19 protein-coding genes are annotated in these 25,223 nt (G+C 38.7%); 11 read left to right on the plus strand and 8 right to left on the minus strand.

Going from position 1 to position 25,223, the window contains the following annotated elements:
- Positions 1–4 precede the first annotated feature (4 nt).
- The 3 genes from H7U17_RS12615 to H7U17_RS12625 form a co-directional block, all read right to left on the minus strand.
- Positions 5–379, minus strand: coding sequence for a hypothetical protein (locus H7U17_RS12615; protein WP_230981402.1), 375 nt, complete (start codon positions 377–379; stop codon positions 5–7).
- A gap of 170 nt (positions 380–549) precedes the next feature.
- On the minus strand, positions 550–1,659 hold the full coding sequence (locus H7U17_RS12620) for an acyltransferase family protein (RefSeq protein WP_186757097.1): 1,110 nt from the start codon (positions 1,657–1,659) through the stop codon (positions 550–552).
- 508 nt (positions 1,660–2,167) lie between these two features.
- Positions 2,168–3,061 carry a M28 family peptidase gene (locus H7U17_RS12625; protein ID WP_186757098.1) on the minus strand — a complete coding sequence of 298 codons (894 nt, stop codon included), beginning with the start codon at positions 3,059–3,061 and terminating at the stop codon, positions 2,168–2,170.
- Positions 3,062–3,140: 79 nt separating this feature from the next.
- Between H7U17_RS12625 and H7U17_RS12630 the strand changes: the two genes are divergently transcribed.
- Positions 3,141–4,163, plus strand: coding sequence for an NTPase (locus H7U17_RS12630; RefSeq protein ID WP_186757099.1), 1,023 nt, complete (start codon positions 3,141–3,143; stop codon positions 4,161–4,163).
- An 87-nt stretch (positions 4,164–4,250) separates the two neighbouring features.
- Here H7U17_RS12630 and H7U17_RS12635 read toward each other — a convergent pair whose 3' ends face one another.
- Positions 4,251–4,778 carry a DinB family protein gene (locus H7U17_RS12635; protein WP_186757100.1) on the minus strand — a complete coding sequence of 176 codons (528 nt, stop codon included), beginning with the start codon at positions 4,776–4,778 and terminating at the stop codon, positions 4,251–4,253.
- Between the two features lie 120 nt (positions 4,779–4,898).
- Between H7U17_RS12635 and gldD the strand changes: the two genes are divergently transcribed.
- Together gldD and H7U17_RS12645 are read left to right on the plus strand one after the other, a co-directional pair.
- Positions 4,899–5,474, plus strand: coding sequence for a gliding motility lipoprotein GldD (gene gldD, locus H7U17_RS12640; RefSeq protein WP_186757101.1), 576 nt, complete (start codon positions 4,899–4,901; stop codon positions 5,472–5,474).
- A 46-nt stretch (positions 5,475–5,520) separates the two neighbouring features.
- The gene (locus H7U17_RS12645) at positions 5,521–7,134 is read left to right on the plus strand and encodes a glycoside hydrolase family 10 protein (protein ID WP_186757102.1); all 1,614 of its coding nucleotides are present in this window, start codon (positions 5,521–5,523) and stop codon (positions 7,132–7,134) included.
- 524 nt (positions 7,135–7,658) lie between these two features.
- On the opposite strand, the gene H7U17_RS12650 is transcribed toward H7U17_RS12645, so the two are convergent.
- Positions 7,659–9,440: a sodium:solute symporter family protein gene (locus H7U17_RS12650; RefSeq protein WP_186757103.1), complete on the minus strand. Its 1,782-nt coding sequence runs from the start codon at positions 9,438–9,440 to the stop codon at positions 7,659–7,661.
- Positions 9,441–9,815: 375 nt separating this feature from the next.
- Between H7U17_RS12650 and H7U17_RS12655 the strand changes: the two genes are divergently transcribed.
- The 8 genes from H7U17_RS12655 to H7U17_RS12690 all read left to right on the plus strand — a co-directional run bounded on the left by H7U17_RS12655 (position 9,816) and on the right by H7U17_RS12690 (position 21,262).
- The gene (locus H7U17_RS12655) at positions 9,816–10,868 is read left to right on the plus strand and encodes a phosphotransferase enzyme family protein (RefSeq protein ID WP_186757104.1); all 1,053 of its coding nucleotides are present in this window, start codon (positions 9,816–9,818) and stop codon (positions 10,866–10,868) included.
- A gap of 297 nt (positions 10,869–11,165) precedes the next feature.
- Positions 11,166–12,497, plus strand: a complete 1,332-nt coding sequence (locus H7U17_RS12660; RefSeq protein WP_186757105.1) for a Gfo/Idh/MocA family protein — start codon at positions 11,166–11,168, stop codon at positions 12,495–12,497.
- Positions 12,498–12,703: 206 nt separating this feature from the next.
- A complete protein-coding gene (locus H7U17_RS12665; protein WP_186757106.1) occupies positions 12,704–13,789 on the plus strand; it encodes a nickel-binding protein in 1,086 nt (361 codons plus the stop codon).
- Between the two features lie 570 nt (positions 13,790–14,359).
- Positions 14,360–17,533, plus strand: a complete 3,174-nt coding sequence (locus H7U17_RS12670; RefSeq protein ID WP_186757107.1) for a SusC/RagA family TonB-linked outer membrane protein — start codon at positions 14,360–14,362, stop codon at positions 17,531–17,533.
- Between the two features lie 18 nt (positions 17,534–17,551).
- Entirely contained in the window at positions 17,552–19,252 is a 1,701-nt protein-coding gene (locus H7U17_RS12675) for a SusD/RagB family nutrient-binding outer membrane lipoprotein (protein ID WP_186757108.1), read from the plus strand.
- A 213-nt stretch (positions 19,253–19,465) separates the two neighbouring features.
- Positions 19,466–20,218: a hypothetical protein gene (locus tag H7U17_RS12680; RefSeq protein ID WP_186757109.1), complete on the plus strand. Its 753-nt coding sequence runs from the start codon at positions 19,466–19,468 to the stop codon at positions 20,216–20,218.
- Positions 20,219–20,295: 77 nt separating this feature from the next.
- Positions 20,296–20,739 carry a peptide-methionine (R)-S-oxide reductase MsrB gene (msrB, locus tag H7U17_RS12685; protein WP_186757110.1) on the plus strand — a complete coding sequence of 148 codons (444 nt, stop codon included), beginning with the start codon at positions 20,296–20,298 and terminating at the stop codon, positions 20,737–20,739.
- Between the two features lie 31 nt (positions 20,740–20,770).
- Positions 20,771–21,262: a peptide-methionine (S)-S-oxide reductase gene (locus H7U17_RS12690; RefSeq protein ID WP_186757111.1), complete on the plus strand. Its 492-nt coding sequence runs from the start codon at positions 20,771–20,773 to the stop codon at positions 21,260–21,262.
- Between the two features lie 30 nt (positions 21,263–21,292).
- Here the strand turns inward: H7U17_RS12690 and H7U17_RS12695 are convergent, their stop codons facing one another.
- The 3 genes from H7U17_RS12695 to H7U17_RS12705 all read right to left on the minus strand — a co-directional run bounded on the left by H7U17_RS12695 (position 21,293) and on the right by H7U17_RS12705 (position 25,221).
- Positions 21,293–21,931: a TetR/AcrR family transcriptional regulator gene (locus H7U17_RS12695; RefSeq protein WP_186757112.1), complete on the minus strand. Its 639-nt coding sequence runs from the start codon at positions 21,929–21,931 to the stop codon at positions 21,293–21,295.
- A gap of 217 nt (positions 21,932–22,148) precedes the next feature.
- Positions 22,149–23,447 (minus strand): sulfatase-like hydrolase/transferase, encoded by a 1,299-nt coding sequence (locus H7U17_RS12700; protein WP_186757113.1) that lies wholly within the window; start codon positions 23,445–23,447, stop codon positions 22,149–22,151.
- Between the two features lie 55 nt (positions 23,448–23,502).
- Positions 23,503–25,221, minus strand: a complete 1,719-nt coding sequence (locus H7U17_RS12705; RefSeq protein WP_186757114.1) for a RagB/SusD family nutrient uptake outer membrane protein — start codon at positions 25,219–25,221, stop codon at positions 23,503–23,505.
- Between the last annotated feature and the right edge of the window lie 2 nt (positions 25,222–25,223).

The following is a 25,223-nucleotide window of genomic DNA, read 5'->3' on the forward strand; positions in this document are numbered from 1 at the left end:
TGACTTAAGGTGCGTTGGGAGAAATTATCCGTTCTAGGAGAACTTCTAAAAAATGACTTGGATATCTGGCCGAATAAGCCTGAGGTTCGAATTCTTGCTCTTCGAATCCTACAATCTCATAAATCAAATGCATGGTACTTTGTGCCACCATTGAGGCAAAAGGAACTACCACCGCATCAGAGGCTACTTCTAAGAAAGTCTTTTCTTCCTGATTATCCTGATCTGAATCAGACTGAAGCTTGATTTTTACATCACAAGACTGTTGATCTTGCGCTGGAATAAACAAATGGGAATTAGAAATCACAAAGCAGCACAGTGCCACCAAAAGGACGCTCATCCTTTTTTGCAGTAATGTACTTTGGTTTCTTTTGTTCTCCATAGAAAGCAAATGTAGGTAATTTTTGAAATAAAATCATTTTTTTGAAAAAATACCTTTCTCAAATCTCCTGTTTTAAGTCGGAAATATAAGGCATCCAGCTAAATATCATGCAAACATCTAACAATCAACTCACTGAATGGAGTTATCATTAAACTAAAAGCCTTATCCAGCTAAACTTTTATAATGATATGCTTTTTCCACATCCAATAAGCCGGAATAAACAAAATTACCATCATCAGCAGTGCTCCGCCCAAAGAAGCAATTTTAGGCGATAGCCAGTCATTGAAGAGCAATTCCTGTAAAAAGAATTTTAGGCTCACAATTTCTCCTTGATAGGAAACCTTGGTATAAGCAAAAAACTTGGCAATGATACCTGAAAGAAAAAATACCGTGATGGCATTCATTCCATATATCACAAATGGTTTGGACCAGCTTTGCCAGCCTTTTATATCCAATAGCCAATAACAAAATGCCAATGCCAAAAAGGCCCAGCCAGCAGTATAAAGCACAAATGTACTGGTCCAAAGGGACTTGTTAATGGGAAAGATAAAGGACCATAAATAGCCTATTGCCAGACAAGCCAAGCCCCAGAGCAGCCAGTTTTTCATCCTATTCTGGTGTTCACTAGACCGGGTCAGGGCTTTTCCTGCCATGATGCCCAAAAGACAGGTTACTATAGCGGGCAAGGTAGAAAACAGTCCTTCAGGGTCCCAAGTCTTCGTTTGGGACCACATATGTCCCGTAAGGATTTGCTGATCAATCCAAGCAGCCAGGTTCGTTCCTGGCGCTAAGTTGGCAGCACCAATTCCAGGTACGGGAATAAAACTCATGCAGACCCAATAAAACACCAATATAGCTGTACCACTGATGAGCAATTGCTTTCTGGATAGATAGAGGTACATCAAGCTGGCAAAGAAGTAAACCAAGCCGATTCGTTGTAATACCCCAGGAAATCTAAGCGTACTCAAATTAAAATAAGGAATAGCCGTTAGCAATAATCCCAGGCCTATTAACTTCAAAGACCGAAAAATGGCCTTTTTAATAATGGCTTTTTTCTCAATTCCCTTTTTCAGCTGAGCACCAAGGGACAATTCTATCGCCACACCTACAATAAAAAGGAAGAAGGGAAATATCAGATCCGTAGGGGTACAACCATGCCATTTGGCATGCAATAAGGGTGGATAAACTGCCGACCAAGACCCCGGATTATTAACCAGGATCATGGCAAAAATGGTAATTCCCCTAAACACATCTAATGCTAATACTCTATTGGTCCCCATATCTTGTCTTGAACTAGGATTAAAATTTGGCTTGAAAGATATTGAATTTTCAGTCCCAATTCATTTTCGCAAAAAAATTCTTATGGGATTGACGAAAAAAGAGAGCAAAATCACTGAAAACAGGGAGCTGTGTTTTGCAATTTTTATCAAGGACTAGAATTTACAGTTCAAACAAATTGGATTTCAACAATAATATTTTTTGTCATTCTGAGCTTAGCGAAGAATCTCTTTGCAGCATCGGATTACTTGAAGAGATATTTCCTTACGCCTGTCCGCCTAGGTGGATCAGCATGACAACGTTTTGTAATACTAATAAAATATCGATTTCAACAACAAACTTATTGTCACGCTGAGCAAGGCGAACCTGTCTGCCAAAGGCAAAGAATCTCTATCTGAACCCATTTCTCAAAGAGATCCTTTCCTGATAGGGATCGGGACAAGCTCTAACATCAGGATGACATGCATATCAATTGTCCCGGCTCTTATAATCTTCCAAATAAACTAAACCTTATAAAGGCAAATTGGCATCCAGCTCTACCGCACAACGCTTGATCAGCTTAACCGTGTTGAAGTAAAAGTCCTGATTGACCTTTTCGAAAGTATCAGTATGCCTATGATAATCTGCATGGTCCTCCACTCCAAAATAAACAAAAGGAATTCCCTTGGCATGAAAAGCAGCATGGTCAGAGGCATTGGTCCAGTCATCATGTCCGGTGTTGGGCAGATCATGCCCAAACTTTAAACTCACCTTTTCTCCTCTGGATGCACTTTCCAGAATGGACTTTAATGAAGGGTAATGTTTGGTTCCTGATGCATAAATTTCGTTTTGGTCATTCCTGCTGATCATATCCATATTAATATTGAGCAACACCTGATCCATGGAAAAGGGAAAATCCTTGACCAATGCTTTGGCTCCCTGAAGTCCCCTTTCTTCTGCATCCAAGGCTGCAAAAAGCATGGAATGCTTAGGCGGGTTTTTAGAGAAAAATTCGGCAAAAGCCAATAAAGCCGCAGTCCCGGAAGCATTATCATCAGTACCATTATAAATTTTTCCATCCTTTACCCCCAAATGATCATAATGCGCAGTAATAACTATTATTTTTTCTGATTCCTGTCCAGGAACAAAAGCCACAATATTAGCCGCATTTTCCACCTTGTTTTCCTCTCCAAAACTAAAATACTGGGTATAGTCATCAAACTGACTGAAAAGCCCCAGCGAAGAGAATCTTTCTTTGATATATGCTTGGGCCTTTTTGCTCCCAGTGCTTAGAGGAGCCCTTCCCTCCAATTCATCAGAAGACAGGTATTTCAGATCATTAATAAGCTGGTTTCTATCCAGTTCCTGTGCCTCTAAAAAAGCAGGACTGAGTATGAAAAGTAATAAAATGAGTATTTTTGGCATTTTCATGTGATTATCGATTGTTGGCTACCAGTATTAAAGTGAAAATACTAATTTAGTCTTTTGGAACGTTCAAATATCTATGAAATATATTTCAGTACTATTTTTAATCCTATTTTCTTACTTTCAAAGTTTCGGCCAAAGTACCTTGCCCGAGCACTTTTTAGATGGAAAGGCGGTCATTTTGATTTCCACTGCTCCTAGCGCAAGACCACCGATGGATTGGAAAAATATAGCAGAAGAAATTCATTCAGCATTGGTAGAAGCCGGTGGTGATCCTATTGCCTACTACGAACTGGAAGAGATCATACTTTCCGAGGAAATCCAAGCAGCTTATGGGAAAAGTTTCTTGCAACGCATGGTCAGAAATATCGTCACTATAACCAGAAAAGACAATGGTGACTTTTTTATCAACATCATGGAATTTTCCGGAAACAGCAATATCATTAATGCAGGAAACCAATGGTCGCTTCAGGCGAACAATATGGAAGTACTCCAAGAAAAACTTATTGCAGCTGGCGAAGGCCAAAGATCAAAGAACCTGATGGCCTTGGACGTACCCAGCTTTCTTCCACCTTTGGTAGGAGGAGCCGATCCAAGTCCATCCCAAGCCAATAACCTGCCTGTTTCTTCCAGATTTATCGCCAAAAACCCCTTGAACCTGGATATATTTAAGCTGGGAATCCCGCTTTCTGGAGCATCAGGTGAAGCCGCCTTGCTAACCCAGTTTAGATACGACCTATTGGGCAAATCTTCAGACCAAATTTTGGCTGCACAAAAAGCCGAAAAAGCCAGTATAGAAAGTATTTTGGAGCAATATTATCCTTACGAAACCGTATTTTTGACTACTATCCGTTCGGACAAAGACTTAATTGCCGACAAAATCCAATTTGTATTGACCAGGGTGGAAGGTCGCGAAGCCGACCTAATGGAAAGTATGGGACTGAGAAGTGAGACGCTTCCTGATAAAGACCGGATTGTGGTGAAATATTATATCAAGTTCTTGGTCAGAAATGAGCTTTATATTGGTCCAGTATGGGATGCCGACCCTAATGGAAAACAGGCCTTGATTAATTTTCTCCAAAATCTAAAAATAGAGGAATGAAAAGCTAACTACAGATAAAGACACTAAAAAGCCTGTCAAATGAATTGAATTATTGACAGGCTTTTTATTTTTCATGAAAACAGAAAATTACCAAGCCCTGAAGGGCGGTGGTGTAATACCATTCAAGCGTAAGTAGACGATCAAGTTGCCTCTATGGTGAATACCATGGGAATCAATCAATCCTTCCACTTGCCTGCGAGTAATCTTATTACCTCCAAAAACCTCTACTTCTTCACCCAATTCGCTTTCAGATAAAGATGAATAGGTTTTGGCAACAAAATCAAATGAAGTTTTTACCGCTTCAGCCAATTCAGCCTTGCTCATGCTCTTATCCTCAAAATCAATTCCTGGATTACCCTCCTTAAGAAAGTTATTGGCCATCATCACATTGCCACCTGCAATATGCATGATCAGTTCCTTAAAACTAGAAACCTCCTCTACAGGCTTAAAATCCAATTTATCCTCAGGCATGGCCTCCAAAATTTCCACCGTATAGGCTTTCATATTTTCCCATTTTGCCAAAAACTCCTCTTGGTTGGTTTGGGCATTTAAGGTATAAAGAGAAGATACACTTAAAAACAGCCCCAAAAACAATGACTTGAAAATCTTTTTCATATCGATTAAAGTTTAGGTTGAATAACTAATTTCGTGAAGTTTCGTCATAAATAGTAATATCCACAGCAATATATTATGCATAGAATGAGAGATTCTGATCTATTTTTTATCTTTGGAGCTATGAAGTTCAAAAATATTTGCTGGGTTATTGGCTTTATCTTATTGGGTTGTGATCAACATTATCTGCCAAAACCCAAGGGCTATAATCGGATAGACCTTCCTGAGAAATCTTTTGAGACACTGACAGATGCATACCCTTACCAGTTCCAAAAATCAGTATTTGCCCAAACTGAGGCAGATTCCTTCAATTTAGCGGAAGAAAACTGGATCAACTTAAACTATTCAAATTTTGGTGCAAAAATCCACCTTACCTATAAATCTATCAACGGGGACAAAGAAGTCCTAAAGAGCATATTGGATGACTCCTTTAACCTTACTGCAAAGCACCAGGTGAAAGCCTATAGCATAGAAGAAGGAGTTATCAAAACGCCATATGGCTATGTAGGTGTAGTAGCGGAATTGAGTGGTGAAGTCCCTACTCCTTTCCAGTTTTTTGTAACTGATTCCACCCAAAACTTCCTGAGAGGGGCCTTATATTTTAACACTGCTGTAAAGAACGATTCCCTTGCTCCTGTAATTGAATATATAAAAGAAGATATGCTCCATTTGATCAATTCCCTTGAATTCAAAAACTAAGGTCTAATTATTGATACGAGACTTATCCAAAATCCTGCGACATTAAATGAACTTGAGTTTACAACGATTAAGCATATTAGCAATGGCACTGATGATGAGTGCCTGTTCGGTTTTTAACAAAACCAGCCAATCTCCAGGGCCCACCCCTGCACCAACAGAAAAAGCCACAAAACCCATAAGCAATAATCCAAAGGACCCTCAACCTGAGGCAGAAACAGCAGAAGCCCTACCTGCTTTCTCCGCTCCCAACCGTGAAATGCGTGGTGTTTGGATCGCCACGGTAGCCAATATTGACTGGCCCAGCTCAGGTAACGATAGTTTTGAAAAACAGCAAAGGGATTTTATCCAGATTTTAGATTTCTATCGCCAGCATAATTTCAATGCAGTCTTTGTCCAAGTCAGGGCTGCAGGTGATGCTTTTTATCCAAGTAAAATGGCTCCATGGTCAAGATACCTTAGTGGAAAGGAAGGAAAAGCTCCCCAAACGATGCTTGATCCTTTGAAATGGATGATCCAAGTAACCCATGAAAGAGGAATGGAATTTCATGCTTGGCTAAACCCTTACAGGGCCACTTTTAACCTCAAAGTGGAAGAACTAAGTCCCATGCATGATTACTTCCGCCACACTGATTGGATGGTAAAATATGGCAGCAAATACTATTATAATCCGGGAATACCTGCTGTAAAGGACCATATGGTCAATATTGTAAGTGAAGTACTTCAAAACTACGATATTGATGGGGTTCATTTGGATGATTATTTCTATCCCTATAAAATCCCCGGAGAAGAATTTGAAGACCAAGATGCCTATAGCAAGTATGGCAATAACCTTAATTTGGGAGATTGGAGGAGAGCTAATGTGGACGAGCTTATCCGCAGCATAAATGATTTGGTAAAAAATGAAAAGCCATGGGTCCAGTTCGGTGTAAGTCCCTTTGGCGTATGGAGAAATGCCTCAGTTGATCCACAAGGTTCTAATACCCAAGCAGGCCAAACCAATTATGATGACCTATATGCCGATCCATTATCTTGGGTAAAAAATGGATGGGTTGATTATTTGGCCCCACAGATATATTGGAGCTTGGACCATCCACAAGCCTCCCATAGGGAACTCGTGAATTGGTGGTCCGAAAATGCCAATAACACCAGAATTTATATTGGCAATGGCAGCTATAAAGTCCGAAATGATAAAGATGATGCTTGGAAAAACAGTTATGAAATCCCCAACCAAGTAGCTGTAGGAAGATCTAAAACAGCTGTTAAGGGCAATCTATATTTCCGTGCCCGGTCACTAATGGGAAGCAATAGAGATATTGCCGGCCTGCTTTCCCAAACCATGTATGAAAGGCCGGTGTTAACCCCTAGCAAGGCTAGAAATAATGTTTTCGAAAGTCTCAACCCTGACATATCCACTTCCCACTTATCGGATAGAGGCTTACAGGTAGAAATAGACAATGCCTATTTGGCCAGGTCTGTGGCCTTGTTTGGCTTTAACAACAGCGGAAAATGGGAACTGGTAGAAAGTCAATATACCGGTACATCCATCGATGGGAAAACCTTTATGTTTGACAGCTATATGGTACAGAATTATCCGTATTTGGCCATTGGCTTTTTGGGCAATTTCGGAGAATTTTCCCAAGTTAAAATCTGGAAACCTTAATCATCCCGAGAATCAAACAGTAAAGTTCAGGTCCAACAGAAAAAATTATCTGTATATCAGTAAAGACACCAGTAGGTTTTTGTAAATAAGATATTCTTTCAGTATGAACACAAAAGTCCAAAGAAACGATATTTTACTCCGTGCAAACTTGTCTTCCGCCAGATAGATCTGTGGAATCTCCCGATAAATCTGGACAGGCTGTGAGAAATAAGTTTACAGGTGTAATAACGGATAATCATATAAATTTAAATGAAACATAGGTTTTGATCTATATTTTTCCCTTTTAAAATCTTTTATGTTTATTAACCACAGATGTTTACAGATCAGCACAGATGCCAAAATCCGGTTATCATGATCTGTAAATATGCCTTAGGCCATTCCTAGGCTATTGATTTAGAGAGCTAGAAATTATACTTCACTTGCCTTGAATCCGTTGAAAATTCGTGGGCTATTTCAAAAATCAACTTATAAAAAAAAGCCCGCTTGAGATTCAAGCGGGCTTTGACATTTAATATATCTATCGATTAGAATAACTTGATCTTGTTCCAGCTCTTGATCAGTATAGCAAAACCTGCTGCACTTACCAATGTGGCAATAATGGCTGAGGTGGTATTATCATAAATCCAAAACCCAATAGCAAAAAGAGCCGAATAAATCGCAACAGATCCAGTAACCATCAATCCAATTTCAAATGGAAGCTGGCCTTGCTCCGCTTCTACCTCAGGATACCTGTTCAATAGCTTTCTCCATCCATAAGCTGCTGGCTTAACTTTTTTATAGAAGGACAATAATACCTCATCCTTTTCAGGTTTGGTCACCAAAGTAACCGTCAGCCATGTTGCTGTAGTAATACCTACACCATAAAGTAGTTTTAGGTATTCCATTCCCTCTGGAATATTAATAATTCCAAACTTAGGGTTGATGACTTCGAAGAAAATAGCCACTAGGAATGATATGATCATGGCAGAAATTTCAGTATAAGCATTAATTCTCCACCAGAACCATCTTAGGATAAAGATCAATCCAGTACCTGCTCCAATTTGCAATAGAATATTGAAAGCTTCCAAGGCATTAGAAAGCGCCAATGCCAGCAATGCAGCAAAGCCCATCAATACTACCGTGGAAATCCTACCTACCATTACCAAGTCTTTATCACTTGCATCCGGCTTCACAAACCTTAGGTAAAAGTCATTTACCACATAAGAAGAACCCCAGTTCAAGTGAGTGGACAAGGTAGACATTACTGCAGCGATCAAAGAAGCCAAAACCACACCGATCAAACCTGTTGGCAAGAAAGTCAACATGGCAGAGTAAGCCAAATCATTCCCCAATTTATCAGCAGGCATATGAGGGAAAGCCTCTTGCATATCACTGATCTGAGGGAAAATCACCAAAGAAGACAAGGCAATAATGATCCACGGCCATGGTCTCAATGCATAATGCGCTACATTAAAGAATAGCGTAGCACCGATGGCATTTTTCTCATCCTTGGCAGAAAGCATCCTTTGCGCGATATACCCGCCACCTCCAGGCTCTGCACCTGGATACCAAGTAGCCCACCATTGTATGGCAATTGGCATGATCAACAATGGAATCACCAAATTCATATCATTGAAATCCGGGAAGAAAGAAAGCTTGTCAGATACATTAGGGTGGGCAAGCAAATTTTCCAGAGAACCGATTTCAGGCATATCAAGAATATAATATGCCGCACCGATAGCTCCACCCATCGCAATAAAGAACTGGAAGAAGTCAGTCAAAAGTACCCCCTTCAATCCACCAAGTGAACTATACACTACCGTCACGATAGAAGCGATCAACAAAGTCTGTACTGGAGTCAAGCCCAGCATTACCCCACCAATCTTAATGGCCGCAAGGGAAACTGTCGCCATAATTACAATATTAAAGAACACCCCTAAATAAATGGCCCTAAAGCCTCTTAAGAATGCTGCGCCCTTCCCACTGTACCTTAATTCATAGAATTCTAGGTCAGTGGTAATTTCGGACCTCCTCCAAAGCTTGGCATAGACAAATACCGTCAACATTCCTGTCAAGAGGAATGCCCACCATACCCAGTTACCAGACACACCATTCACACGCACAATATCGGTCACCAAATTCGGGGTATCGGCAGAGAATGTGGTAGCAACCATTGATACACCTAATAACCACCAAGGCATATTCCTTCCCGAAAGGAAGAAGTCCTTAGCACTTTTACCGGCAGACTTGGAGGTAAAAAGACCTATCAACAAGGAAATGATGAAAAAGGCCGCAATTATGCCCCAATCAATTGGAGAAATGTTCATAATATCCTAATGTAAATTTTAAATTGTATTAATTTCGAAAGCTTTTGCGCTTGAAAACTATTCCCTACTTTATAATTTGTTTTACAAAATTTTACATTTAATAAAACTTACTTTTGAAATAATTTTCACTAATGTATTCAATAATTCAAGAAATTCAAAAACCCTTTATTTGGGCCTCAAAATAAATTTTCTCCAAATAAAATAAATCTTATCGAAAACATATATTATTTATTATGTTTTTTATTTTTACATTCGCTTTTATCATATAAATGTTTCAATTTCTTTTGAATTTAGATTTCAGAATTAAATTTATCAATAATTAGCGATCGGCATCTAAGCCAAAAAATATATTTTTAACATTTCAGTAAAGCTTGTATGGAAAGTGTCTTTGATGATATTTTAGTTGATTACGGTCAACAAGGAGTAATAGCAAATATAAAAAGATATGGGTCTGGACATATCCATCAAACCTATTTGATAGACAGTAATTCTAAACAATTCATTCTTCAGAATTTCAATACGAGTGTATTCCCCTTTCCTGATAGAATAGCCAAAAACTTAAAGGTCGTCAACAAGCATCTTGAGGGTAAAATACTTGATTTCAATTTAGTACTACCCATGAAAACGGCCAAAGGGGCGCTCTTTTCTTCAGTAGACCAATCTGCCTACAGACTTTTTCCATTTATTGCAGGAGAGTGTATTGACAAAGTATCTTCTTCTGAGCAGGCCTATTTGGCAGCCAAAGCGTTTGGAGGTTTTGTAAAAGCATGTATTGGTATAAATACAAATGACCTTGAAGAAGTCATTGAGGGCTTTCATAATCTTTCCCTACGATTTCGCCAGTTTGAAAATGCCTTAAAGGAAACCAATATTGAGCTTCATGCAGAGGCTCAAGAATTAGTAGCCTTTTTTCAACGTCAAGTGCTATTAGTAAGAAAATATAAGCACTATGAGGAAACACTCCCCCTTAGGGTGACCCACAATGACACTAAAATCAATAATGTAATATATGACAAGGGTTTTGCTAAAATCAATGCCGTCATTGATTTGGACACCGTGATGCCTGGATATATTTTCTATGATTTTGGAGATTTGGTGAGAACAGTCAGCTGTACGGAAGAAGAAGCTTCTTTGGACTGGGACAAAATAGATGTTGATCTTGACAAATATGCTTCCCTACTCAAGGGCTTTGTAGCGGCATTAGGAAATGATTTAAGTGAAGAAGAGAAAAATTCATTGCCCTTTGGAGGGGAAATGATGGCCTGTATTATGGGCTTACGCTTTTTGACTGATTACTTAAATGGAAATATATATTACCCGATAGAATATCCAGAACATAATTTCCACCGCGCCAAGAACCAAGCCTTATTATTAAAGGCATTGCAAAACAAAAGGGAGGATATAAGCGAAATAATGAAAGAGGTTTAACCAACCTCTTTTTTTTATACTCGACCCAAATCGCTGTATAACACTAGTTACCTAATCATATAAATCTTGCTGTTTTCCACAGCCTCAAAATTGGATTTCGTGAATTTACCGTTTACAAAACTATAAATCCACATAACGCACAACACTCAATAAGTTTTGAAACATTTTGGCATTACTTCAAATACTTTAATATATTAGTGCTTAGATAGTGTATTTTTTTTATAAACTTAAACTTAATAACGTAAAAAGTCTATTTACTTATCCTAAATAGGCTTGAGCATAATAACATAGTACTCCATGAAAAAAAGAGCATTTCTTAAAAACACAGCAGCATTAGCGGCTGTATCCATGCTCCCTGGATCCGCTTGGGCCTTGGGTAAAAGTAAAAAACTAAGAACGGCCCATATTGGCTTAGGAGCCATGGGCATTGCAGATTTGAAGTCTATTTCCTCCCACTCTTCTGTAGATGTAGTAGCGCTTTGTGATGTCGATTCAAAAGCATTGGATACTGCCAAAGCCATGCACCCAAACGCAAAAATCTATAAGGACTATAGAGAAATGATGAAGGAAATGGTTGACAGCATTGATGCTGTTGTAGTTTCCACACCGGACCATACCCATGCACCAGCTTCCATGCTGGCAATGGAAAAAGGCAAGCCAGTATACTGCCAGAAACCATTGACCCACCATGTTACTGAGGCCAGGGCTATGAAAAAGTATGCTGAAGACCATAATATCATTACCCAAATGGGTATTCAGGTGCATTCCTTTTATGATTATAAATTGGCTACCCATTTGATTCAGTCAGGAATTATCGGAAAAGTAAAAACAGTTAGGGCTTGGTCTCCAAAAAACTGGGGTTATGATGGACCAGCACCTGAAGGTCAGGATCCAGTTCCAGAAAATTTAGACTGGAACCTATGGTTGGGAACTTCTGCAGAAAGACCATATAAGGAAGGGGTATACCATCCTGGAAATTGGAGAAAACTTTTGGATTACGGGTGCGGCACCTTAGGTGATATGGGAGTACATATTTTTGATACACCTTACAATGCCTTGGAACTTGATGTACCAATGACCATCAAAAACAAGTGTAGAAAACCAACTGGATTTGGTTTCCCAGAAAAAAATGAGGTGACTTACGAATTTCCACAGACCCCGTATACCACCAAAAAACTAAAATGGGTATGGTATGATGGCCCTGGAGCGCCTGACAAGCATAAAGATCTTAAATTACCAAATGATGACAAACTTCCTGGACAGGGAGCCATGTTCATCGGGGAAGATGGCAGAAGATTATTATTACCACACTTTATGCAGCTTCCAAAATTAATTGTAGATGGAGAATATAAGGAGCTCGACCTAACAGGAACTGAACATATCGGCGAACCGGTTAGGGACTATGATAGCGAAGGCGACAAGCACTACCATCAATTTGTAGATGCTTGTTTGGGGAAAGACGAAACAAGCGCACCATTCTCATACGCCGCAAGGCTAACAGAAACTATTCTTCTAGGAACAATTGCAGGTAGATTCCCTAACAAGAAATTGCATTGGGATGCAGCAACCGGTCGATTTGCTGAAGAAGAAGCAAATGAGTTATTGGATGCTCCTTACAGGGATTTCTAAAGAAACCAATTAATAAAAACAAAAAGGGACTTAAGTCCCTTTTTGTTTTTAGAGCTCAATCGGCTTTGGTCAACCTGTTTTTTTAAATAGGCTTATACACAGAATATGAACATTAACTGACAAAAAAACTTCTTAGACACCCATAATCACTCTAGTTCTACTTTTTAATGGCAATTAGAGCTATATTTAAGTAAATACTTTTAGCTATGCCCCTTTTTATGGATTTCCATCAGTTCGAACACATCACGTTGGAGGATGTAAAAAATAGTCTAATCCATGATGAGACTAAGCTAAAATACTATGGGGTTAAATTCCATCAATTCTGGGTAAATGAAGAAACAGCCAGTGTCTATTGTCTAATTGAAGGACCGGATATAGCTACCTGTGAAAAAGCCAATCCCTTACATCATCATCAAATTTCATTTTCTATTGATGAGGTAGAGGCCGGGTTCTTTAAAAATATGTGGGGAGTGCAAGCATTTTTACAGGATGATCAAATAGAGAATAAGAAGCTTCCTGATTACGAAAATCGTTTCATACTTTCAATTAACCTATGGCCAGTCCCATCTTTTGATTTAGCGCATCCAAATAATTCAATTCCACCTACATCTTGGGCAAGGCGTATAATCAATGAAATATTTGCAAAAAAAGAGTGCAAGGTTTTAAATGGATACAAAACCGAGAATATTCTTGCCCAATTTAAGGATGCGGACCAAGCATTTTCAGGGGCATTGGAAATACAGTCTCGCCTTGGTCAAGACAATTTAAACGCCATCAAGCCCATTTGCTTCAAAATGGGACTTCATACAGAACAAATAGAAAAAGGCAATTATTTGGGACCAGCAATTCAGTATGCCCAATGTTTAAGCAGAATTGCCAATAATAACCAGTTGATGGTCTCATCTTCCATCATAGACCAAATTTCATCTTATAATAACACAGATCCATCATCTATAAAAACTATATCACCCGCTGAAGAAGCTTTTATTTCTAAAGTCTGTCTAACATCAGAGCAAAACTTATCGAATCAAAATTTCACCATTTCAACGCTCTGCAAATATATTGGTATTAGCAGACCACAACTATACCGCAAAATCACCTCAATTACTGGTAGATCCCCCATTATTTTCCTAAGAGACCTCCGCTTGGAAAAAGCACGTAAACTCTTATTGCAAAAAACAGAGAATATAGCCCAGATCGCCATGGAAGTTGGATACAGCAGTCCATCTTACTTCACCAAATGTTTTTTTGAAAAGTTCGGATATAAACCATCCTATATATTGGCGCATTAGTTCTAAAATCACTTTTATTTATCGCCAAGTTTTTGGAGTTGCACTTTAGGTCAAATAGGTTTTAAAGACAGTCTTATTTCTCGGATAGACTAGTAGCCTTTCGATTTTCCGAAAAAAAATCAAGAAAAAATTAGTTAATGGAATTATTAATGAATCAGGTTAAATGATAACTAAGGCTTATCAAGCTTACCGATTAATTAAAAGATCATTAATAATTAACAATTCCATTAAATACTTTTCAATTATTTATCATCATTTTAGGCCATTTAACCTACAAAAAAGCCCGCTAAATCTTTTAAGCAAAGCGAAAAAAATACCATATTGCTTTTAAAATAAATTTAATTATCTAGGCTTATTTAATAGAAATTATAACCCCTTTAAGGTGTATTAAATAAAACTTTATTAAAATAAAATTTTCACTAGATAAGATTACCCAAAATTTATACCTAAAAATCTCCTTTTCACACACGAAAAAAGCAAGGATTTTTAGCTGAAGCAAAATGGTTCACCCTCACTATCTGCAGGGTGATATTTAAACGTTAAATAAATTTTATACCCTAAATCAGTTTTATGAAAACCAAAATTTTACGATTACTAAGACCAGTATCGTTATTGGCGGCGTTTGGAGTTTTTACCCTTCCAGCCTCAGCCAATACTAATACGGTTGACGAGTTCAGTGTAAATTATAGCCCAAGTTCAAAAACAGTGGCTCCAGTTGCTATTTCAGGAACAGTTACTAGTGACGAGGATGGAACGCCCATTCCGGGTGTAAGTGTAACCATTGTAGGAACTAGCAAAGGTACCATCACAGACTTAGATGGTAAATACAATATAAATGCAGAGGAAGGACAAGCCCTTAAGTTTTCCTACCTCGGATTTCAAGAACAAACAATTACTATCGGTACTCAAACAGTAATAGATGTAGTTCTGTCTCAAGACATTGAACAACTTAACGAAGTAGTAGTTACTGCTTTTGGTATCGAAAAAGACAAAAAATCATTGGGATATGCTGTTCAAAAAGTGGATGGTGAAGAGATTACCGCAGTTAAAGCTTCCCCAAGTGCAGTTTCTAACTTAAAGGGTCGTATCGCTGGTGTTAACATCACCGAATCAGGTTCTGGCCCAGGTGCAGGCGTACGTGTGATCATCAGAGGGAATAACTCATTGACACAAAGTAACCAGCCCTTATACGTGGTAGATGGTATCCCTATGGACAACACCAATCTTAATGAAGGTGGCAGCATCTATAATAGTGGTAATGCAGGTTCTGGCATATCAGATATCAACCCTGACGATATTGAATCCATGACTGTACTAAAAGGTCCTAACGCAGCAGCACTGTATGGTTCAAGAGCAGCCAATGGTGTGATCATGATCACCACTAAAAAAGGGACAAAAGGAAAAGGTATTGGAGTTAATTTCTCTAGCAGTACTGTTTTTTCAAACCCAATGTTATTGCCTGAGTTCCAAAACGAATATGGTCAAGGAACCAATGGCAGGACACCAGCCTCTATAGATGAATTAAGAAGCAATGGTGGATCTTGGGGTGGAAAGCTGGATGGAAGTGATCAACTTTATTGGGACGGAAGTACCCAACCTTATACTGCCCAGCCCAATAATGTGAAAGACTTCTTCAGGACTGGAGGAAACTTCGTTAACACAATCGGTCTAACAGGAGGAAATGATAAGGTGACGGCCAGGTTCTCATACACCAATACACGTAATGAAGCAATGGTTGAGAATTCTTTCTTAAAGCGTAACAACTTCAACTTAAGAGCTACAGCTAATTTATCTAGCAAATTATCTCTTGACGCAAAAGCCACCTATACCAATCAATTCACCAGAAACAGGGTTTCTCAAGGTACTGAAGGACTCTTAGCAGGTGTATATAGTTTTCCTAGAAATGCAGTCTTAAACGATTTCCGAGACTACAGGGATGAAGCAACAGGACTGGTTAGAAATGTAACTGATAACAGCTCCAACCCATATTGGTCTTTATTTCACGATAAATCAGAAGACACCCGCAATAGGTTCATCGGATTTACCAAAGTAAAATACCAGTTTGCTGATTGGATTTCAGCTCATGCGAGAGTAGGTACTGACCTTACAGACATCCGCTCTGAAGGCGTCACGCAGCCTGGTCACTGGTTTGTACGAGAAGGTAGGGTGAATTTCGGCAACAACCGTATTCAGGAAACCAATGCAGATTTCTTGGTAATGATCAATAAGAAAATCACTGAAAAATTTGAGATCAATGCCAATATAGGTGGTAACCACCTCTATCAACTTCGTCAATCTATGAGCGTAAGGGGAGACAATCTAAGGATCCCTACCAAGGCAACCATTGGTAGTGCCGACCAAATCTTTGCAAGTGCCGGTGTTCCTTCTGAAAGAGTGACTAATTCACTTTATGCATCAGCTTCTTTGAACTATGCCGGATTGGTATTCTTGGACATCACAGGTAGAAGTGATTGGACCTCTACCCTTCCTTCGACCAGTTGGAATTACTTCTATCCTTCAGTGAACTTGGCCGTGATGCTAAATGAATTCATCGACCCTGACCAAAGAGTTATGGATTTCTTGAAGCTTAGAGGTAGCTGGGCAAGCGTAGGTAAGGATGCTGCATCATGGAGATTGCAAAACGGTTACAACCTGAAAGATAAAAACAATAGCTATTTAGGAACAACCACTTTGACCATTCCTAACACTTGGTACGATGTCAATCTGAGTCCTGAATTTACCAATACCTTTGAAATAGGTCTAGAGGCAAGTTTCTTCAAAAACAGGTTATATGTGGATATGGCTTATTATGATATCAGATCTACAGATTTGATTGATATAGTTTCTACAGACAACCAAGAGGTAAATCCATTTGGATACGCAAATGTACATACCAATGTAGGTGAAATTGCCAATAAGGGTTTTGAAATGATGATCGGTGGTAGCCCCATTCAAAAGAGTGATTTCTCATGGGACATCAATGCTAACTTCTCACATAATAGAAATGAATTGTCTGAATTTATCCCTGATGTAGTAAGTCGTCAGTGGAATGTTAACAACTCAGGATCAATAGACACAAGAGCTACCGTAGGTGGTGGTTATGGTGAAATATGGGGGACTGAAATCTTGAGAGATGAAAACGGCAAAATGATTTTAACTGCAGATGGAAGACCACAAAGCGATGGACAAAGAGTGAAACTAGGCTCTTTCCAACCTGATTACTTATTAGGTTTTAATAATTCATTTAGATACAAAGATTTCAGCTTGAAGTTCTTGATCGACGGCAGGTTCGGAGGCCAAATGTACGCTGGTACAAATGCTGCTATGGACGGCGCAGGAAATTCAAAAGCGACATTACTATATCGTGAAGATGGTGTAGTGCTCGATGGACTAATTGAAAATGAAGATGGTAGTTTCTCGCAAAACGACCAATCCATCACAGCCCAACAGTACTGGGGCGCTATGAGCGGCATCGGTGAAAATTATATCATGGACCAAACCAACGTAAGACTAAGAGAACTTTCGCTGACATATAATCTTCCATCCTCCCTAATTGGAAATTCCATTGTAAAAGGAGCATCCATCAGCTTTATCGGAAGAAACCTGTTCTTCCTATACAAAGGATTTGAAGGAGGATTTGATCCTGAAGCTACTTTGGGTACTAGCAATGCTGGTCAAGGTTACTTGTATTATAGTATGCCAACTGCAAGATCTTTAGGATTTAACCTTAATGTGAAGTTTTAATTAGTAAAAAAGAAGATTATGAAATTATTCCATAAAACTTTAATCGGACTGGCTTCACTTGCTACTTTGGGTAGCTGTACTTCCGAGTTTGAAGATATCAATACCAATCCAAATTTGATTGGAGAAGAAGATGCCAGTGCCAAATATTTCTTGACCGAATTAATGGTCAGACCATATATCCCAGCTAGATATGCCTATTGGAGGGCAAATTTGATCCACACGGATAGATATGCCGGCCATTTTACTTTCGGACATAGTGTTTCATGGTGGAGTGATGAATTGGGCTATTCTTATAATGGCGCCTATACTGATGCCGCATGGGACCACTATAACGGACAACTTTCTACATTGAAACAATTAATCGACTTTACCAAACCTGGTGGAGCTTTTGAAAATGAATTGACTTATTCGGTCGTAATGATTCTAAAAAGTCATTACTACCAATTATTTACGGACACTTTTGGTCAAATACCATACTCTGACTTATTTAAAGAAGGAGTTACACTACCAAAATTTGATTCGCAGAAAGATATCTATAAAGGAATCATAGCAGACCTGGATGCCGCCATGGCCACTATTGGTGATAATACCACTACAGGCGATGCCTTGGAAAACCTGGGTGACAATGATTTGATTTATGGAGGTGACCTTCAAAAGTGGAAGCGCTTTGCCAATACCCTAAAACTAAAAATGGCCATGAGGGCACTAGGAGCTGATGGTGATGACTTCGCTCAAGGAGCCATCAATGAAGCTCTTGCTGCGCCATTATTGGATGAAGGAGAAAGTGCCTTGATTGAAAAAGATCTTGAAATTTCCCAATGGGCTTATTCTACCTACGGAGATGTATGGTACAACTTCGGAGGTGGATCGGACTGGACTGTAGGTCGTGAATTGGTCAATTACCTTAGAGACAATAATGACCCTCGTTTGGATAAATATGTGAAGCCTTCTTTGGGTGGAGAGTTTACCTTAAACAGACCAGCAGCGGACGAAGATCAAGAAGGTTATGATTTGTTTCCAAAAAGGACTGCCTTTATCAAAAGTATATTTGATGAAGCTGGCGCGGAATACACTTGGGATGATCAAGGAGATAAGATTCTTATAACTATGCCTGAAGAAACCAATTATATCGGTCAGCCAGTAAGACTTTCTGGTCAAATGTCCAGTTTGGCACAATTTGGCTTCTTTGCTCGCCCAAGTGAATTGGTGATCAGCCAGAAAAATGCTGGTGGTGAGGCAACTCCAGAAACTATTATTCTGTCAGCCGAATCATTCTTCTTGCAAGCAGAAGCTATTGTAAAAGGAATGGCTACTGGTGATGCAACATCCATGTACCAAATGGGTATCAAGGAAGCAATGAGGGTATGGGGGGTAGATGATGGAAGCATTGATGCTTTCTTAAGCACTGAATCTATGGCCATGCTTGATGGCACCAAGGAGGAAAACCTTGAAAAAATCGCCATTCAAAGATGGATAGCCAGCTACACTGATGGGTATGAAGCCTGGGCGATTGTTAGGGATACTGGGTATCCAAGCTCTTTAGCAGAGGGTGTTTCTGATTACGACATTTATGGTCCAGGTAATATCACTGCTGGTGGATATCCACAAAGACTCAGATATGGCAGTGGCTTGCAGACTTCTAACCCCGACAATTATCAGGCGGCAGTTGCTAGCCAGGGGCCAGATCTTCAAGAAACAAAATTATGGTGGGCGAAATAATCGTGAAACTAGAATTAAACTTAAAAAGGAGACCAATAGGTCTCCTTTTTTTATTTCTAAGACAGTTTAGAAAGCTTTTTACTTCAATTAGAAGAAAATCATATACTGTATTTACTTGGATTTTAAAACATAAGCTCCCAAAAAATACGTATATTATAGAAAACTTTATACTGATTTTCAGAGGTTTAGCATTCAAACTATAGTCCAAAGCTTATGAAACATCTTTATTTACTGATCCTCATACTTACTTATTCTTTTAGCTGTACAACTGAACATCAGGAAATAGAACAGTTCTCAGAAGAAATCGGACAGCAGAAAATGGCTGCCCTGAACCAACTTGTTGCTTCTTATGAACACTTTTTGTTTACAAAATACCCAGACCCCGTTAAAGTTTCAGACAAGACCTTTCTATTCTTGGAAGATGTAAAGGAAAATAATTCATTAAGCATAAGAGAACTTCCAAACACGCCAGCCATTCTTAAGCTGATGGAAGAAAGCGGCCTTAGAAAAGATATTTATATCTATAATTGTGAAAAATCTTCCTATCCAGCTTACCCTGTAGATCAATTAATCCCAATTGAATATCCGGAAAATTCCTTGGATTTAAGTATGAATGCCCCCAACTCTAAGCATAAAAACTATTTTTTACCGACCTCCAATACACCCACTGAGTCATCATCACCTGGAGACTCCACTTTACTTTTTAATAAAAAAGGACTCTTCATGTATGCCCTTGCTAAAGTGAAGCAAAAGGACCCTAGCTTTATGACCTATGTGGAAGTTAAATATACTTATGGCGATATACACCCTTCACTCTTTGCGCAAAAACACCTGGAACAGTTAGCCGGTGAAGAACTAACTTGGTTTCAGCGACTACCTTTGGTCATCGATATTTATTATAAACTTATGTTGACCAAAAACCAGAAGGATGAATACTTTTTATCCTTGGACACATCCAAGCCTTGAATATTCCGTAAGAATTAAAAGAACTTATTTAGAACACATAATAAAAGAGATGTGCTATTTAAACTCTAACTTTGCTTATGCTTAAATGGTCCGATATAATCCAATATGCCAATCAGGGCAATCCAAGCCCGAATAAAAGGGTAGAAAAATCAAACCAAGAATGGAAAGAACTCTTAACAGAGGAGGAGTTCAAAATTACCCGTTTAAAAGGAACGGAAAGAGCTTTTAGTTCCGAGCTTTGTAGTAAATTTGACCCTGGTAAATACGTGTGTATTTGCTGTGAAACCTTACTTTTTGATGCAGAAGAAAAATTCGAAAGCGGATCAGGTTGGCCGTCCTTCACCCAACCAGTGGAAAATAATGCCGTGGCCTACCATAAGGATGAAAGCTTCGGAATGGTAAGAGTGGAAATCACCTGTAATACTTGTGATGCTCATCTTGGACATGTTTTCCCTGACGGCCCTGAACCCAACGGACTGCGTTATTGTGTAAATGCAGTATCGCTAAAAAAGCTGGAATGATTCCAAAAACATTCGGAAAAATAATCATATCATGTTATTGAAAATTGGCTTTGGGGGAGGTTGCCACTGGTGTACAGAAGCAGTATTTCAATCCTTAATTGGAGTACATCAGGTTGATCAAGGCTGGATATCAAGTACCTCACCTTTTACTGACTTTTCCGAAGCTGTCGTAGTTCATTATAATCCTCAAAAAATTTCACTTCATGATTTAATTGAAATACACTTACACACCCATTCATCCACTTCAAACCATAGCCACAGGAAAAAATACCGTTCAGCTGTTTATTATATTTTTCCGGAACATAAAGACCAAGCCAAAGCTTCTATTGAACAACTCCAGGATGACTTTGAAGAACCTATTATTACCCGAGTATTAGAATTTAACAACTTCAAAAGAAATAGTACCGAGTTTTGCAATTATTATTTGAATAGAAAAAACACTCCATTTTGTAGGCAATATATCCATCCAAAATTAGAGTTATTAAGAAAAAAATACAGCAAACTAAACAAGAGAGACTTTTGATAAAGAAGTCTCTCTTGTTTATTCAATCATTTAGGCTTTTTTTCCTTTAATATAACCCTCATATATTTTTTTACCTTCATCGGTCATATAGGGCTCCATCAGTTCCCAAATATGAATTGACATTTCCCCAGGTTCATTAAAGGTATAATGTGATAGCACCTCTTTCTGAGATAGCCAAAAAGTAATAATTATTCTTATAGTATGTTGTAGACGCAAATAAGTAGAGTCCATCCTATCTTCCATCAATCCTTCTTCCACAAATCGCCCAAAGAAATCCCTTATTTGCCGCTTCCTTAACTCCAAGGTCTCCTGAAGCACTTTGCTCACCTTTGGATTGGCCCTGGAGATTTCCAAAATGTCCAAATTAAAAAACGAATAGTGCAGTTGAAATTTTTCTAAATGCTGCAATAGTAATTTAAATTGCTCAAATGCATTCCCCCCCTGCTCTTTTGCCGAATAGGACGGGCCCATTTCCTCCCTCATATGATCATATATAGCCAAAAGCAAGGCCTCACGATTATTGAAATGGTAATCTAAATTCCCATGGCTGATACCCAGCTCGGCTGCAATATGCCTACTAGTTACATTTTGTGCACCATTCTCATTATACAGCTTTACAGCAGCATTAATTATCTTATTTTTTGTGGATATTTTCTTTTGTTTTTCCATAAATCAAAGCAATAAAACTCTCCTCCCAAATACCATATTTTTTTATTTAAAGGAGGAAAAATAATTTATTTGAAAACAAATAAAAAAGATATAACCCTCAAAACCTCAATACATACAGTTTTTTTTTCCATTTTTCTCAGTCTTCTCAAGACTTAGCATATTCGCTACTTGAAAGACAGCTTATTTTAGGAATTTTCAACTAATAAACACTAACTTATCAAGGACTTAATTCACCCAGCACCATCTCAAATCTCTTAACTTTCTTTTTCTCTTTTTTATTCAATTGATTTAATTCAAGAGCGTTCAGTTCCATCGGATCTTTGTCGATCTTATAAATACTTCCATTTTCATACAATTTAAGGGAGCGATCATGAACAAAACGACTATCTTCAAATTTACCCCAATTAGGAGCATAATGGCAAAATACCCAATCTCTTGTCTCTGATCTTTTCCCTAATAATTGTGGATAAAAGCTAATTCCATCAGTAAATATTTCCTGATCATCAGATTGACCAACCACCTCCAATAGTGTTGGAACAAAATCCGTAAAATCAATTAAATTATCATTCACAGTACCCGCTTTAATTTTCCCTTTCCACTTTGCTATCATAGGAACATGGGTTCCTGCTGCTGTTGTATGGCCCTTATCACCCTGTATGCTTTGGCCATTTTGAATAGAAACCACATCATGATCTGTCCCGTTATCCCCTATAAAAATGATCAGGGTGTTTTCAGCTATGCCCATTGACTCGACCCCTTCAAATATTTTTCCTAATAGCTTATCCATATAGCTCACCATTTCCCCGAAATACTTGGGATCATTGGTTCTGCCCTGGGCATCAAAGTCAGCGAAGGCTTCATTATCCGGAGTAGGAACAAATGGATCATGGGTCAGGGCCATGGGAAAATAAACGAAAAAGGGGCTCTCCCTTTCCTTTTCAATGAAATCAATAATATTTTCTACAAAAATATCCGGTCCAAATCTTCCTTCATATAATTTATCACCAGAAGGGCTGCTTAACAAAGGATCTTTATAACGGCTACCCAGTTGCTGTACCTGCCATAAACAATAATCATCAAATCCTGCATCTTTTGGTAGAGACCCTTCTTTATTGCCTGCCAATTTCTGTTGATATTCATTACCATACAGTTGCCACTTTCCAGCAACAAAATTATCATATCCCGCTGATTTTAGATAATGGCCAAAAGTTTTTTCCTTTGGATCGAGCAAGCCAAAGCCAATATAATTTCTGAAATTATATTTCCCAGTCATCAGCTGGACCCTACTTGGCGTACATAAGGGCGTTGAATAACATTGGGTAAAATTCATTCCTTCCTCGGCCAATTGATCAAGATGGGGTGTATCGTAACTCTCACTACCATTTACACCCAAAGTCTCGAAACCTAAATCATCTGCCATGATCAGAATTATATTAGGCATCTGCTGAGCTTCTATCTGAAAAGCTTTAGCATTTAAATTAATGCCAAATAATAATAAAATAAGTACCTGTCTCATTTCCACATTGTATATTTAACTCAAAAGGGAGGCGGTACGCCTCCCTTTCATTAATTTAATTCCAATTAGGATTTTGCTCCAAATTAGGATTAAGCGTCAATTCATCTCTTGGAATCGAAAGCAAATAATCCTGATCTGGCCTAAAGCCATAGCCATCCGGCATGGCATCTTGAAAATAATCTACTAGCCCATCATCGTTTACTTTCACTGCAAAACCAGGGAAATCCGATTGTTCAAAAGGATAACCTAGTGGTCTTTTACCTACAAACAAGGCATGGGCAGCCCACCTCCTATAGTCATCGATTCGCTGACCTTCCAAAGCCAATTCCACTCTCCGCTCATTTCGAATCGCGTAAAGTGCATCATCTATTTCATAGCCGTAGTCCAAAAGACTTTCTCCATAAGCAGCCTGAGGAATTACTTCAAAATCAGGCATGCCAACTCTTTGACGAAGAAGGTTCAATTGTTCAAAAGCTACCGTTCCATCTAATTCATATTTTGCTTCGGCATAATTGAGGAGCACCTCAGCATAACGGAAATAAATCCGGCCTGTTTGACTGTAACCTCCAAAATCTGCCCCAGCAGCTGAAGAAAATGGATTAGAGAATTTTTTCACCTGAAATCCTGTTGCACATAATTCTTCTGAACCACCATCTAAGAAAGGCTTGCTAAATAACTGTCCCGCACTAGCCACTCTTAGATCACCGGGAACCCAAACCGTTGAATGCAATCTCGGATCACAATCTTCTGCTATTTGGTTCAAAAACGCATTTCCTTTAGTATTGACCGCCAATCCCATATAATCATATGGCTGACCATCTTTACCTAAATAAGAGTTTACCAAGGACCAAGTAATAGCCATATTTCTAGTTCTTCTGGTCGTATAAAACTGCAATTCGTGACCTAACTGATCAGCTGTACTAGCTATTCGATAGAACAATACTTCATCCAAACCAGACATATTGTCCATACCAAACAAACTATAATAATCGCTCTCTGGACTACCAGTATTATAAACTCCAACTGTGTAATCACCATTTATCAACTCTTCTGCTGCATCTACAGCTTGTTGAAGGTATTTACTTGGGTCAGCTCCAGATGTACCAAAGTCAGTGCCAGCATGATACTTTTGCCAGGTACCTTCAAATAAAGCTACTTGGGATTTAAAAGCTAAAGCTGTTTCCTTATTAAGCCTGGAATTTCCTACCTGTTCCCTTAAATCCAAATATTGAATGGCATTATCTATATCCGAAAGTATAAAATCTGCAACTTCTGTCCTAGGAGCTCGAGGGTCCATTAATGCTTCATCTCCAGGAAATAACTGATGATCATAGATCGGCAAGTCCCCATAAGACTGGAGCATATTATAATAAAACCAAGCCCTAAAGAAGTGTGCTTCGCCCAAAAACTGTTGGTACGAACTTAAGTCATCCTCCACATTCTCAAGATTATCAAACAGGATATTGATACTTCTAATATTAGACCATTCACCTGTCCATTGGCCATTTCTTGTTGCTCTTGCCCCGTCTAGAACCGCATTCGGTGTCGCTACAATTAAATTGTCGGAATTATTCTCCGAAAATGGAAGATTGGCACTGCCATGACTGGGAAATTGTGCATAATATTTCTTTACATAATTTTCAATATCACTACTGGTCTTAAAGAAATCATTAACAGCAATCTGATCCTCAGGGGGATTATCAATAAAATCCTCGCATGAAACTGTCCCTAACATCAGAAGGAACATACTCGCTATATATTGTATTTTTTTCATGT

Origin of the sequence: Echinicola salinicaeni (assembly GCF_014280965.1) — a bacterium.
Classification (GTDB): domain Bacteria; phylum Bacteroidota; class Bacteroidia; order Cytophagales; family Cyclobacteriaceae; genus Echinicola; species Echinicola salinicaeni.

Bases quoted from the DNA above. Each gene is read 5' to 3' on its own strand.
- H7U17_RS12615 (WP_230981402.1), bottom strand. From the start codon at position 379: ATGGAGAACAAAAGAAACCAAAGTACATTACTGCAAAAAAGGATGAGC.
- H7U17_RS12620 (WP_186757097.1), bottom strand. From the start codon at position 1,659: ATGGGGACCAATAGAGTATTAGCATTAGATGTGTTTAGGGGAATTACC.
- H7U17_RS12625 (WP_186757098.1), bottom strand. From the start codon at position 3,061: ATGCCAAAAATACTCATTTTATTACTTTTCATACTCAGTCCTGCTTTT.
- H7U17_RS12630 (WP_186757099.1), top strand. From the start codon at position 3,141: ATGAAATATATTTCAGTACTATTTTTAATCCTATTTTCTTACTTTCAA.
- H7U17_RS12635 (WP_186757100.1), bottom strand. From the start codon at position 4,778: ATGAAAAAGATTTTCAAGTCATTGTTTTTGGGGCTGTTTTTAAGTGTA.
- gldD (WP_186757101.1), top strand. From the start codon at position 4,899: ATGAAGTTCAAAAATATTTGCTGGGTTATTGGCTTTATCTTATTGGGT.
- H7U17_RS12645 (WP_186757102.1), top strand. From the start codon at position 5,521: ATGAACTTGAGTTTACAACGATTAAGCATATTAGCAATGGCACTGATG.
- H7U17_RS12650 (WP_186757103.1), bottom strand. From the start codon at position 9,440: ATGAACATTTCTCCAATTGATTGGGGCATAATTGCGGCCTTTTTCATC.
- H7U17_RS12655 (WP_186757104.1), top strand. From the start codon at position 9,816: ATGGAAAGTGTCTTTGATGATATTTTAGTTGATTACGGTCAACAAGGA.
- H7U17_RS12660 (WP_186757105.1), top strand. From the start codon at position 11,166: ATGAAAAAAAGAGCATTTCTTAAAAACACAGCAGCATTAGCGGCTGTA.
- H7U17_RS12665 (WP_186757106.1), top strand. From the start codon at position 12,704: ATGCCCCTTTTTATGGATTTCCATCAGTTCGAACACATCACGTTGGAG.
- H7U17_RS12670 (WP_186757107.1), top strand. From the start codon at position 14,360: ATGAAAACCAAAATTTTACGATTACTAAGACCAGTATCGTTATTGGCG.
- H7U17_RS12675 (WP_186757108.1), top strand. From the start codon at position 17,552: ATGAAATTATTCCATAAAACTTTAATCGGACTGGCTTCACTTGCTACT.
- H7U17_RS12680 (WP_186757109.1), top strand. From the start codon at position 19,466: ATGAAACATCTTTATTTACTGATCCTCATACTTACTTATTCTTTTAGC.
- msrB (WP_186757110.1), top strand. From the start codon at position 20,296: ATGCTTAAATGGTCCGATATAATCCAATATGCCAATCAGGGCAATCCA.
- H7U17_RS12690 (WP_186757111.1), top strand. From the start codon at position 20,771: ATGTTATTGAAAATTGGCTTTGGGGGAGGTTGCCACTGGTGTACAGAA.
- H7U17_RS12695 (WP_186757112.1), bottom strand. From the start codon at position 21,931: ATGGAAAAACAAAAGAAAATATCCACAAAAAATAAGATAATTAATGCT.
- H7U17_RS12700 (WP_186757113.1), bottom strand. From the start codon at position 23,447: ATGAGACAGGTACTTATTTTATTATTATTTGGCATTAATTTAAATGCT.
- H7U17_RS12705 (WP_186757114.1), bottom strand. From the start codon at position 25,221: ATGAAAAAAATACAATATATAGCGAGTATGTTCCTTCTGATGTTAGGG.